Here is a 12,630-nt window from a genome sequence, read left to right on the forward strand (position 1 = left end):
ATCGAGCCCACCAACTGCAGAAGGAGTCGACATGCGAGCACTCGTGGTCTACGAATCGATGTTCGGAAATACCCGGCACGTCGCAGAGGCGATCGCCCGAGGTCTCGAGTCCACGGGAACCGTCACAGCAGTCCCGGTCGCCCGAGCCGGTGACGAAGACTTGTCCGGCTACGATCTCGTGATGGTCGGCGGCCCGACGCATGTCCACGGGATGAGTCGCGAGTCGACCCGCCACGGAGCCGCCGTGACAGCGCACAAACCCGACAGCACTGTGGCACTGGAACCTGACGCGGAAAGCGAGGGCCTCCGCGAATGGCTCGACGGGCTCCCCCCGACCCACGGGAAGGCGGTGGCGTTCGACACTCGCGCCGACGGCCCTGCCCTCCTGACCGGACGAGCATCGAAGGGTATCGGCCGAAAGCTACGCCGGCACGGGTTCGATCTCGTCGCCGAATCCGAGAGTTTCCTCGTCGACAAGGAATCGCGGCTCGAGGAAGGTGAGGAGACACGCGCCGAGCAGTGGGGTCGGACACTCGCCCAGCAGGTCACTTCCGGTCGCGCCTGATCATCGTGCTTCCGACGTAATCTGGGCATACCGACGTCGCGGCAGTTCGGAAAGCAGTTGACATGCGTCCACCACCCGGGGGCTGAGCCCATGTCACACGCTGCGATCGATCTGCGACGGCACGATGCGGTGCTCTTCGACCTCGACGTCGTGATGGCCGAGTCCGCGCGGGCCGACACCACGAGAGCACTCGTCCGTCAGTTGCAGAGTCTCGGGGTGGCGACGGCGGTCTTCTCGACCGATCGCGACGTTCGACCGGTGCTCGACGCCGCGAGAATCGCCGACGTGTTTCCCGTACGGGTCGACGGCGCCTCACCGGTCGACGCCGCCGACCGGCTGGGGACGCGGCCGGGCGGTGCGGTGGTCGTCACGGCCTCCGGAGAAACGGCTGCCGCGGCCACGCGTGGCGGCTTCGCACTCGTCATCGGGGTCGGTCACGACCACCGCGCCGACGACTTGAGAAGATGCGGAGCAGATATCGTCGTCGTCGACCCCTCCGAGATCCCGTTCCGTGCAGGCGATCTCCGGCTATCCGAAATTCCGGACGCTCTGACCTCTCGGCACGAACTCCCCGCCGTCCTCCGTGTCCGCAGGCCCGCAGTGTTTCTCGACTTCGACGGCACCCTCGCGAATATCGTGTCCGATCCTGCGAAGGCCGTCCTGGTCGACGGTGTGGCCGCCGAGTTGGCCCGATTGACACGCAAGTGTCCGGTGGCCGTGATCAGCGGACGCGACCTCGCGGACGTGCAGACACGGGTCGGTATGGCGGAGATCTGGTATGCGGGCAGCCACGGGTTCGAATTGGCCGGACCGCAGGGGCAGTACTACCAGAATCCCGACGCTCTCGCCGCGGTACCGGTGCTGCATCACGCCACCCGCGCCCTCACCGACCGCCTCCGTGGCGTGCCGGGCGTGTTGATCGAGCCCAAGAAGTACACCGTCGCCGTGCACTATCGCAACGTTGCCGCCGATCGGATAGACGAGGTCGTTGCCACGGTCCACGATGTCGCCACGTCCGGGGAGGTCCGGCTCAGAGTCACCGGGGGTCGCAAGGTCGTCGAACTCCGTCCCGACGTCGATTGGGACAAGGGACGCGCACTGAACTGGGTCCTCGAGCACATCCACGACGCGAGATCCCTACTGCCGATCTACGTCGGCGACGACTTCACCGACGAGGACGCATTCGACGCCGTGACGGCGAACGGGGTGGGGATCGTCGTCCGCAGCAGTGAGGTCGGGGATCGACGGTCTGCGGCACGCTTCGCCGTGACCGATCCAGTTCAGGTCCGCGTACTGCTGCAGCGGCTGGCGGATCGTCTCGGCCGCGACCCCGAGACCGCGTCTGCGGCCGATGCATGGATGCTGTTCTTCGACGGCTATGAACCCCCGACCGAGAAGCTACGGGAGGCCGTCTGCACTCTGGGGAACGGCTACTTCGCCACTCGCGGGTGCGCACCCGAAGCAACCGCCGGCCCGGTCCACTACCCGGGCACGTATCTCGCGGGTGTGTACAACCGCTTGCGCGACGAGCGGGCCGGGATGGAGATCGTGAACGAAAGCATGGTGAACGCGCCGAACTGGCTGACGACGACCTTTCGTATCGAGGGCGGGCCGTGGTTCGACGTCGACGCCGTCGACCTGCTCGAGTACCGCCAGTACCTCGATCTGCGTCGCGCCGTACTCACCCGCCGGTTCCGGTACCGCGACGAGACCGGGCGAACGACGTCGGTTATCCAGCGGCGATTCGTCGCCATGCACCTCCCCCACGTGTGCGCGCTGCAGACGACGATCATCGCCGAGAACAGGTCCGGCTCGGTCGAATTGCGTTCGGCGTTAAATCGTGCGGTTCGCAACACCCTCGTCGAGCGGTACCGGGATCTCGCCGCCGATCATCTCGTACTACTCCATTCGGGCCCGCTGTCGGCGGACTCCGTCCTGCTGGCGATGCAGACCACTCAATCGCGCATACCGGTGGCCATGGCGGCACGAACCACGCTGTTGCCCCGCGACCGACACCGTGAGTGCACCTACCGTCTGCACAATCGCGACGGCCGCATCGGCCACGACATCACGGTCGACCTCACCGAGGGTGAATCCGTGACGTTCGAGAAGATGGTGACGGTGTTCACGGGGCGCGATCACGCATTGTCCGAGCCGGCCGACGAAGCGGCCCGCTGGGTGCCGTCGATCGGCGGGTTCGAGGAAGTGCTGGACGGTCACGTGCTGGCCTGGGAGCACCTGTGGGACCGTATCGGGATCACCCTCGGCGACTACCGGGACGGTCTGCGCATCGCCCGGCTCCATCAGATGCAACTCCTGCAGACGGTGTCGCCGAACACCGCCGACCTCGACGTCGGTGTGCCCGCCCGGGGGTTGCACGGTGAGGCGTATCGGGGCCACGTCTTCTGGGACGAGTTGTTCGTCTTCCCGGTCCGGCGGCCAGCACTGACACGGAGGTGGCGACTACCACATCCGCACACACCGAGAGTCCGGTGCCTGAATCTGCGGGTGCCGATCTTGACCCGGTCGTTGCTGCGCTACCGGTACCGTCGTTTGCCGGAGGCCCGCCGGGCCGCGCGGGCGGCCGGATATCGCGGCGCGATGTTCCCGTGGCAGTCGGGCAGCGACGGCCGGGAGGAAAGCCAGCAACTGCATCTCAACCCGCGGTCCGGTCGTTGGCTCCCAGACCCGAGTTGGCGCCAACACCACATCGGCATCGCGATCGCCTACAACGTGTGGCACTACTACCAGGTCACCGGGGACCTCGAGTCTCTCAGTGATTTCGGCGCCGAGATGCTGGTGGAGATCGCCCGATTCTTCGCAGGCCTCGCCTCCTACGAGGCGCCCGGGGGCGCTACACGATCCGCGGGGTCATGGGACCGGACGAGTTTCATTCCGGCTACCCCGAGGCTCCGCACGAGGGAGTCGACAACAACGCATATACCAACGTCATGGCCGTGTGGGTGATCCTCCGGGCGAGAGAGGCGCTCGATGTGATTCCGGCCCCGGACCGGTCCGATCTCGTCGACTCCCTGAGCTTGGACGTGAGCGAGATGGCCCGGTGGGCGGACGTGAGCCGCCGCATGTTCGTTCCCTTCCACGATCGGGTCATCAGTCAGTTCGAGGGCTACGAGGCGCTGGCGGAACTGAACTGGGCCGGCTACCGGGAGCGGTACACCGACATTCAACGGCTCGACCGCACCCTCGAGGCGGAGGGGGACGACGTCAACCGGTACCGGGCATCGAAGCAGGCCGACGTGTTGATGCTGTTCTATCTGCTGTCCGCCGACGAACTGCGTGATCTGTTCGAACGACTCGGATATCAGCTCGAACCGGAGGCGATACCGCGCACCATCGACTACTACATCGCCCGGACCTCGCACGGTTCCACACTCAGCGCGGTGGTGCATTCCTGGGTGCTGGCCCGCGCCAATCGCGACAAGGCCATGGAGTTCTTCGACAGGGTGCTTGCATCCGACATCACTGACATCCAGGGAGGTACGACCTCCGAGGGGATCCACTTGGCAGCCATGGCGGGGAGTATCGACCTGCTTCAGCGCTGCTTCACGGGACTTGAAACTCGTGGTGATCGCCTCGTTTTCAGCCCGGAATGGCCGAGAACGCTCGGTGCGCTCGAATTCCCGATCGTCTATCGCGGACATCAGTTGTGGCTGACCATCAGCGGTCGCCGCGTTCAGGTCAGTGCGGGCGCCGGAAATCAACGCGCGATCGAGATCTCGTGTCGTGACCAGGTGGTCCGACTGGAGCCGGGGTGCACGGTCAGTCTGGGCTAGCCACCGTCGGCGCTGCCCGTCCACGACCGGCGCCTCCCACGGTCAGCTGACCGGCCATCCGGGTGTGCGGCCGCGATCGTTCCACTCTCGATCCCACTGGCGCATCCGGCGTCGGCCGTTCGTCCAGCGCACCCCCGAGTACAGCAGGAGGGAGCCGACCGCCGCGGCCGCCCAGACCGACAGTGCCGCGCTCACGGCGATCGCCGCGTTCTGCACTCGAGAACGGGGCTCGGCGACGACGTTGCCGTTTGTGTCCACCCCTACGGTGACCGTGTCGCCGCTGTGCGTGCCGGGTCTGGTTTCCACGGCGGTCGAGCGCAGGGTGCCGTCCGGTGCCGTCCACCGAACGGAACCACGATCAGGATGAATGTGATCAGGACGGCCGCGACGACGGAGTCGCATCGGTCCGTGGCACGCATGAGGGGATTTCGGCTCCAGGGCGCCAGGCGCCACCAGGGCAGTGCCTGATCAGGATCATCACAGCCTCCTCGGACCGTCCTCCTGTTTTCGAGCCTTGCGCGCACGAGGTGAGCGGCTAGGGCCCAAGGTCATTTGCAGGGATGACAGGGGCCGGACCGGCCTCGGAAGAGTGGCCGAGAGCCACAATTGCCGCGCAGTTCTCCCGCGAAAACCCGAGAAGAGTGACTTTCGGCCCTGGAATCGAGCGCGCCGTTATCGCACCGTTGCAGAAGAGCCGGCGCACGACATCGGAACCACCCGTCGGCGAGGGAACGAGGAACATCATGTTCGAAGGCCACGCCACCGCATCGCCGCGCGACGATCGTCACCGCCGAGACGACGAACCTGAGGAGTTTCTGTACGTGCATCCCGCCGGCTTCGCGCTCTCAGTGGTGTCAGGGGCAGCGGCCGCAGGCCTGGTCGTCCTGCTCGGCGCCTGGCTCGCAACCCCCCTCGTCGGAGTCGGCGCTGCCGCGACACTCATCGCCACCGTCGGTCTGGCGGCGGCGATGTTGATGCCCCACCGGCCACGCCGGCATGGGGCGAGCCAGGTTCGTCCAGCTGCTCGATAACCGCCGGAGGCCCTCGAGTGGGACGCTTCGGATGCCTGCTGATCTCGGCGTAGTCTGATTTTCCGGAGCGATCACACAGCAAGACTGGAGGTTGCCGCATGATCAACGTCTTTCTCGTGGACGATCACGAGGTCGTCCGGCGCGGAATCGCGGACCTCCTCACCGCCGACCCCGACCTGACCGTCGTCGGTGAAGCCGCCTCCTACTCTCAGGCGATGGCACGAGTGCCCGCACTGAAACCGGACGTTGCAGTCCTCGACGTAAGACTCCCCGACGGCAATGGAATCGAACTGTGCCGCGAACTGCACTCACTGATGCCGGAATTGCATTGCCTCATCCTCACTTCGTTCACGGACGACCAGGCGATGCTCGACGCGATTCTCGCCGGGGCCAGTGGATACGTCGTGAAGGACATCCGGGGTATGGAACTGACCCAGGCGGTCCACGACGTCGGGGCCGGCAAGTCGCTCCTCGACAGTCGCGCCGCCGCTGCTCTGATGGTGAAGGTCCGCGCGAACGCCAGTGAGAAGGAAGGAATCTTTGGGCATCTGACCAATCAGGAACGGACACTCCTCGCCCTGCTCGGTGAGGGGCTGACGAACCGTCAGATTGCTGCGCGGATGTTCCTTGCCGAGAAAACCGTCAAGAATTACGTGTCCAGGCTGCTGACCAAACTGGGGGTGGAGCGCAGGACTCAGGCAGCGGTACTTGCCACGAAGATGCCGTCGAGACCGTCCGGCACCTGACGGGCGAAGCCCTGAGTCCAGTAGCGGTTCCGTCATGCGGCAACGCCACTACGTGGGAGAATGCGTCTCGTGACCCGTCAACCGGATGAGCGCGACCGGGGTCCGCTACTCGGTAGCCTGTCCGAGCTGCGGCTCCGTGAGCTCCTGACCGAGGTGCAGGAACGCATCGCGCAGATCGTCGATGCCCGAGATCACGTCGACGGGCTGCTCGAGGCGATGCTCGCGGTCACGTCAGGACTCGACCTCGACGACACGCTTCGCACCATCGTCCATGCCGCGATCAATCTCGTGGATGCCCGCTACGGCGCGCTGGGGGTGCTCGCCCCGGGTGAGGGCTTGAGTGAGTTCGTCTTCGAGGGCATCGACGAGGAGACACGCGAACGTATCGGCGACCTGCCCCGGGGTCACGGGGTCCTCGGGTTCCTCATCACCAATCCGAAGCCGGTCCGGTTGGAGGACCTGTCACATCACTCTGCCTCGGTAGGATTCCCCGACCACCATCCGCCGATGAAAACCTTTCTGGGAGTGCCCATTCAGATCCGAGACGAGGTGTTCGGGAATCTGTATCTCACCGAGAAGGCGAACGGTGCACAGTTCACCGAGGACGACGAGGTTCTTCTCCGCGCACTCGCGGCCGCCGCCGGGATCGCCATCGAGAACGCCCGCCTGTACGAGGAGTCCCGGACGAGGCAAGCCTGGCTCGAGGCGACACGTGAGATAGCGACCGAACTACTCGCGGGCAGCGAGACGGCGGAAGTGCTGCGGGTGATCGCCGACGACGCGCTTGCCCTCACCGGCGCCGACAGTGCTTTCCTTGCTGTGCCGGACGATCCCGACATCCCGTCGGACGAGGTCACCGAACTCGTGGTCACGGCGTCGGCCGGCACGGTGTCGGATCGCATCATCGGCCGGACTATCCCGATCGAGAAATCCACTTCCGGTGAGGCATTCCGCGAGCGGACACCGCTTCGGGTCACCGCGCTGGCCTTCGATCCTGGGTTCGAGACCGGAACCCGGTTCGGCCCGGCGCTGGCGCTGCCCCTGCGCGCCGCGCAATCGGTGGCAGGGGTTCTGGTGACGCTCCGTCACGTCGACGCGTCGCCGTTCACGGACGACCAATTGGCGTTGATGTCGGGGTTCGCAGATCAGGCGGCGGTCGCGCTGCAGCTCGCCAACAGTCAACGCCGAATGCGTGAGCTCGATGTCCTGTCCGATCGCGATCGGATCGCGCGGGACCTCCACGACCACGTCATCCAGCGACTCTTCGCGGTTGGCCTGTCAATGCAGAGCACCTTGCAGAGGGCGAAGGCTCCGATCGTCAAGGAGCGACTCGAACAGTCGATCGACGACCTTCACGACATCGTGCGTGATATCCGTACCGCCATCTTCGACCTTCACGGCGGTTCGGGTGGTATGACCCAGTTGCGGCGGCGGTTGCACGAGATCGTCGCCGAGACCACCGCGGATTCCGGGCTACGCACGACCGTGCACATGTCCGGGCCACTGTCCGTCATCGACGCCGCGCTCGGCGAACATGCCGAGGCTGTCCTGCGTGAGGCGTTGAGCAACGCGGTACGGCATGCAGGAGCCGACACGGTCACGGTCAGCATCTCCGTCTACGACGATCTCGCCATCGAGGTCGCGGACGACGGCAAAGGTTTCGTGGAGAACGTCGTCACCAGTGGGTTGGAAAACCTGGCTGCCCGGGCGCGGGAAGTGAACGGGCACTTCACCATCGACACAACCCTCGGTGGCGGAACCACTCTCCGGTGGTCGGCTCCGCTGCCGTGAGCCGGGATCGGCTCGCCCCGCCCACGAAGGTGGGGACCTTCTCCCCTACGCGGCCGACGGGCGCACCGTCACGATGAGAGGTAGCGGCAACTTCTGCCGCGCGCTTCCTCGAGGAGAAGACCATGACCGCGCGCCGCCCGATCGTTGTCGGAACCGATGGGTCACCGTCATCGCTCCAGGCGGTTGCGTGGGCCGCACAGGAGGCGGCGTTGCGGAACTCCCCGCTGTCGCTGATCGCGACCACGTTCGTCCCCGGCGCCTACGGTGTCCCGATCGGCATGCCGGAGAGCTTCTTCGACGACGAGGAACGCAACGGGAAGAACCGGCTGGCTGCCGCAGCGGAGATCGCCGCCCGAACGGTTCCCAGGCATTCCCTCGACATTCACACCACGCTCTGCACCGGAACGCCGGCCGGGGAACTCCTCGAAAGGTCGAAATCCGCAGCGATGGTCGTCGTCGGCTCGAACCGGCAGGGAATCGTCGAGCGCGGCTTCGTGGGATCGGTCAGCGCCGCGGTCGCCACCCACGCACCGTGCCCGGTCGCGGTCATCCGCGGCCTACCCGATTCCGACGTCACCCGACTCGAGGGCCCCGTCGTCGTGGGCGTGGACGGGTCGGCACACAGCGAGCCCGCCATCTCGGTGGCCTTCGAGGAGGCCGATCTGCGGCAGTGCGAACTCACGGCCGTTCACGCCTGGTCCGACGTCGACCTCCCCGTGCACTACGCGGGCGGTAGCGTTTCCGGGTGGAAGAAGATCGTCACCCAGGAAACGGCCCTCCTGTCGGAGAGTCTCGCCGGCCGGGCCGAGGATTTCCCCGACGTCAAGGTTCGGACGATGGTCGTCATGGACCGACCGGTACGCAATCTTCGCGAACAAGCCGACAACGCACGACTTCTCGTCGTCGGTAGTCGCGGACGCGGCGGATTCACCAGCATGCTGTTGGGATCCACGAGCCGCGCCCTGATGCACTCGGTGCGCTGCCCGCTCCTCATCGTTCGGTAGGGAGTCACTGTCCGAAGGGGGTCATGGAGGCTTGAATGAATTCCGACGGCCGACGACGGAGGTGACGGTGAATGAAGGCTCGGAGGCCACACGCGGTCACCACGGGCGTCGTCGTGCGCTCCCTTCGCCCCACCGACAGAACCGACGTGCAGGATCTGCACGAGCGGATGGACCAGCACGACGCCTACCTGAGGTTCTTCGGAGCCCGTCCGAAGCATCTCGAGGATCTGGCCGAGTCACTGTGCCGGCAAGACCCCGGGCGTTGCGCACTGGGTGCCTTCATCGGCGGCATCCTGGTCGGAGTCGCGAACTACGTGAGCCCGGCCGACCAGTCGGAAAACGACTCTCCGTTGGTCGAATTCGCGCTGGTGGTCGATCACGAGTACCAATCGCACGGAATCGGAACGATGCTGTTGACGCGGCTCGTCGACGCAGCGCGGGCGCACGGCATCGACAGGATGACGGCGGAGGTGCTGGCGCAGAACACCTTGATGCTCGAGGTGATCCGAGACCGGGGGTGGGCACCGGACGTCGCCGCCACGACCCGCCACAACATCGCGGCCGCGGAACGCAGGATCCTGCTCGACGCAGCGAGATCAGATTTGCGAACGTCGGCGGATGGGGACCGCCGAGGAGGAACCCGATGAGCGAACCGTCACCGTGCACCGTCCCGGTCCCGGTGGCACCGACACTGTGACTGCCGATGGTCGTGTGGCACACGCGTGACTATCCGACGGTGGTGCCGGCAGCGGATCCGTCGGTGAGCAGGGCGTAGAACCGCTCGACGTCGGCTCGCCAGCACAGGGCGGTGCCGGGTGCCTGCAGCATCGCCGCCCCCGCCGCGACGCCGTACCGAGTCGCTCAACGACCGACCGCACGCCAGGCCACCCACCACACCGGCGACCATGCTGTCGCCCGCTCCGACACCGCTGACCACGGGGACTTCGACCGACGGGAAATACTCGTCGCGGTCCCGCGTGACCAGCAGGGCGCCTTCGGCACCGAGGGAGAGGACCACGACCTCACAGACCCCCCGGTCGATGACCTCCCGAGCCGCAGCCACCTGGTCGTCGATCACAAACAACTCCCGCCCCGTCCAGTCCCGAAGTTCGCGAATGCTGGGTTTGACGAGAAAGACCCCGCCCCCGAAGCTGTCTCAGGGCCGGACCGGAAGTATCCACGATCACTCGCGCACCGAGCTCGCCTACGACGTCCGCCACCTGCTGGCCACGTAGTCGGCCCCTGACGCGACCTCGGTGACGAGGTCGAGACAGGCCATCTGTTCCCTCGCGGTCACTGTCGGTCCCGGCAGGACGAATCGGTACTGCAGACCCGGACACCGACGTGATGCCGTTACGTACGAGATGTTCCGCGAGAGCGGGATTGGTCGACACCGCCTGCCCGCACAGGGAGGTGGTGAGGCCCGCGCGGGTGGCACGCTCGATGATGACGTCGATGGCGTCGAGCACGGCGGGGTCCATGGTGTCGAACAGATCCCGGCAGATCTCGGAATCCCGATCGACTCCGAGAACGAGCTGAGTGAGGCCGCCAGTACCGAAGCTGCACGACCACGCTGAAGCGGTACCCCGCCGTGTCGAAGTGGTGTCCCGGCCCCGGGAGCCCTTCGGTTCCAGTGCGGTGGGAAGGACCTGACCGCTTCCGGTGTCAGGGGTGTTCCCTGTACAGCGCGGCGCCGGCGGTGACCCCCGCACCCACGGCGATGATCAGGACTCGATTCCCGGCCGGGATGCCACCCGTCCGGCGGTCCAGGGCTGCCACGAGGGACGCGGTATGCATCCGTTCGTCATCCGCGACCACGATCCGCGGCACGGGGACGCCCAGGTGCTCGGCGAGCGTCGCGCGGAACTTCCGCCGGGCGGGAGCGGCCACGATCAAATCGACATCGGCGAGGTCGAGGGAGGATGCCTCCAGGCATTCCCGCGCCGCCTGCGCTCCGGCGGTCGCGAATCGCTCGTCCATCGAATCCGACTCCCGGAACCGCAGTACGTTCCGGGAATCCTCGAGTCCGACGGTGGCGCAGAAACTTTCACCGGCGTCCGAGCAATTCATCCAGTGGACGGGCCCCAGGCCGAATTCGTCGTCGGTCCAGCGGCAGAGGATGGCTCCACCCGTCGGCGCGAACGGAAAGTGCTCGCTCATCCCACGTCCGGGATCGGCATCACTGGCAACCACCAGCGCCCAGTCGATCGTGTGCGACCGCAGGAATCCGTCGACGATCTGCAGACCGTTGAGAGCCCCACAGGATCCGTTTGCGACATCGAAGGAAAAGGTCCCGTGCGTGTCGTCGTGGGGGTCCTCCGGGTGGGCTCCGATATCTTCCTGGATGAGTGCCGCGAGCGCGGGTTCGCCCAGATTCCGGTCGCGGTACAACCCGACGTTGACGAGCAGGTCCAGGTCATCGGCATTCCGACCGGCCCGTTCGAGGCAGGTCTGGGCGGCCGACACCGCGAGATGCAATGCACTGTGGCGGGTACGCCAGCCGCCTCGTGTGACGTCGAGCCGATCAATGACTGTGCCCATAGCGTGCCACCAATTCCTCGTCCAGGGTCAACAGAACGACGCCGATCTCCAAACCCGAGGCGAGGGCGATCAACGCCACGGTCTCACCCGCTTGGATGCGGCCTGCTTCGAGTTCCTCGACGAGCGCGACGGTGTGGGTCGTCGAGGCCGTATTTCCGTAGCGGTCGACGGTGATGACGGCGTCGTGCCGTGGAGAATCGCCCAGCGTGGCGGTCACCTCCGCCATTCCTTTGCGGATCGCCCGCGCCGAGGTTTGGTGTGTGATCACGTGATCGATGTCGTGGAGGGAGATCCCGGCGGCGTCGAGCACCTCGTGCAACAACAGGGGGGTGTCTGCGATCGCCGCCCGCTGGATCCCGCGCGAATTGGTGAACATCCGGGCGCCGGGGTCGCCGCCCTTGGGGTAGGCGAGACAGAGCCGGCTGTAGTCGGCGACGGTGGTGAATCCGGCCAGACCGATCCCGGCCGATCCGGCAGGGGCACGCTCGAGGAGTAGCGCGGCGCCGGCGTCGCCGAGCGTGAGGCACGCGAGCTCCTTGCTCATGATGTTCCGGATGTGCTGGGCAGCATTTTGTCCGAGCTGCGAAATGTACTCACCACTGACGACAAGTGCCCGTTCGACGATTCCCTGACGGATCCAGTTGTTCATCACCGTCACACCGGTCAGCATCCCGGCGCACGCGTTCGAGAGATCGAAGGTCATCGCCCCCTGCGTGCCGATCGCCTGGGCGACAGCACTACTCATCGTCGGTTCCAGCCATTGGGTGAGCCCGCCGTGAAACTTGGTGATGCTGCAACTGACCACCACATCGATCGACCCGGCGTCCCGATTCGACCGTTCCAGGCAATCCAGTGCCGCCGAGATCGCCAGTGTGTAGGAGTCCTCGTCCCCCACCGACACCCGGCGCTCGCGGATCCCGGTGAGCCGCTCGAGGTCGATGTGAGTCGAGTGCCGGGTGGTCGACATCAGGTCCGTGGTCGTGAGATGTGTCGTGGGTAGATGCCGTCCGGCCCCGGCGAGACGAGTAGCGAACGGCATTCGCAGGTCGTCGTTCTCGGTCTCCATGACCAGCCAACGCTTGACCATTCTCTTCACCTCCGTGCTCACTCCACGATCGCGCACCGGCGATCTCGTCACCAGGGCATTTGGACCCTTCC

8 protein-coding genes and 4 pseudogenes are annotated in these 12,630 nt (G+C 66.1%); 7 read left to right on the forward strand and 5 right to left on the reverse strand.

What is annotated here, in order from left to right; all coding sequences use genetic code 11:
- The first annotated feature begins 31 nt into the window (after positions 1-31).
- Positions 32-565: a flavodoxin family protein gene (locus QM841_RS13895; RefSeq protein ID WP_280783212.1), complete on the forward strand. Its 534-nt coding sequence runs from the start codon at positions 32-34 to the stop codon at positions 563-565.
- Positions 566-655: 90 nt separating this feature from the next.
- Positions 656-4,359 (forward strand): annotated as a pseudogene (gene otsB / locus QM841_RS13900) (trehalose-phosphatase).
- Between the two features lie 42 nt (positions 4,360-4,401).
- Here otsB and QM841_RS13905 read toward each other — a convergent pair.
- A pseudogene (locus QM841_RS13905) lies at positions 4,402-4,778 on the reverse strand (Rv1733c family protein).
- Positions 4,779-5,102: 324 nt separating this feature from the next.
- Between QM841_RS13905 and QM841_RS13910 the strand changes: the two are divergent.
- The 5 genes from QM841_RS13910 to QM841_RS13930 all read left to right on the forward strand — a co-directional run bounded on the left by QM841_RS13910 (position 5,103) and on the right by QM841_RS13930 (position 9,578).
- Positions 5,103-5,390, forward strand: a complete 288-nt coding sequence (locus tag QM841_RS13910; RefSeq protein ID WP_280783210.1) for a hypothetical protein — start codon at positions 5,103-5,105, stop codon at positions 5,388-5,390.
- Between the two features lie 98 nt (positions 5,391-5,488).
- Complete coding sequence (locus tag QM841_RS13915; RefSeq protein ID WP_283332424.1) at positions 5,489-6,136, forward strand: response regulator transcription factor; 648 nt, start codon at positions 5,489-5,491, stop codon at positions 6,134-6,136.
- 60 nt (positions 6,137-6,196) lie between these two features.
- Positions 6,197-7,927 carry a sensor histidine kinase gene (locus QM841_RS13920; protein ID WP_283332425.1) on the forward strand — a complete coding sequence of 577 codons (1,731 nt, stop codon included), beginning with the start codon at positions 6,197-6,199 and terminating at the stop codon, positions 7,925-7,927.
- Positions 7,928-8,049: 122 nt separating this feature from the next.
- The gene (locus QM841_RS13925) at positions 8,050-8,931 is read left to right on the forward strand and encodes a universal stress protein (RefSeq protein ID WP_283332426.1); all 882 of its coding nucleotides are present in this window, start codon (positions 8,050-8,052) and stop codon (positions 8,929-8,931) included.
- A gap of 71 nt (positions 8,932-9,002) precedes the next feature.
- Positions 9,003-9,578, forward strand: a complete 576-nt coding sequence (locus QM841_RS13930; protein ID WP_283332427.1) for a GNAT family N-acetyltransferase — start codon at positions 9,003-9,005, stop codon at positions 9,576-9,578.
- A 257-nt stretch (positions 9,579-9,835) separates the two neighbouring features.
- On the opposite strand, the pseudogene QM841_RS13935 reads toward QM841_RS13930, so the two are convergent.
- The 4 genes and pseudogenes from QM841_RS13935 to QM841_RS13950 form a co-directional block, all read right to left on the reverse strand.
- A pseudogene (locus QM841_RS13935) lies at positions 9,836-10,015 on the reverse strand (PfkB family carbohydrate kinase); the annotation flags it as partial.
- 250 nt (positions 10,016-10,265) lie between these two features.
- Positions 10,266-10,493 (reverse strand): annotated as a pseudogene (locus QM841_RS13940) (putative PEP-binding protein); the annotation flags it as partial.
- A gap of 103 nt (positions 10,494-10,596) precedes the next feature.
- Entirely contained in the window at positions 10,597-11,472 is an 876-nt protein-coding gene (locus QM841_RS13945) for a 3-oxoacyl-ACP synthase III family protein (protein ID WP_283332428.1), read from the reverse strand.
- A complete protein-coding gene (locus QM841_RS13950; protein ID WP_283332429.1) occupies positions 11,456-12,559 on the reverse strand; it encodes a 3-oxoacyl-ACP synthase III family protein in 1,104 nt (367 codons plus the stop codon). Before QM841_RS13950 ends, QM841_RS13945 begins: the two co-directional genes overlap by 17 nt.
- Positions 12,560-12,630 lie beyond the last annotated feature (71 nt).

Origin of the sequence: Rhodococcus sp. IEGM 1307, assembly GCF_030056915.1 — a bacterium.
Classification (GTDB): Bacteria; Actinomycetota; Actinomycetes; order Mycobacteriales; family Mycobacteriaceae; genus Rhodococcus_F; species Rhodococcus_F opacus_D.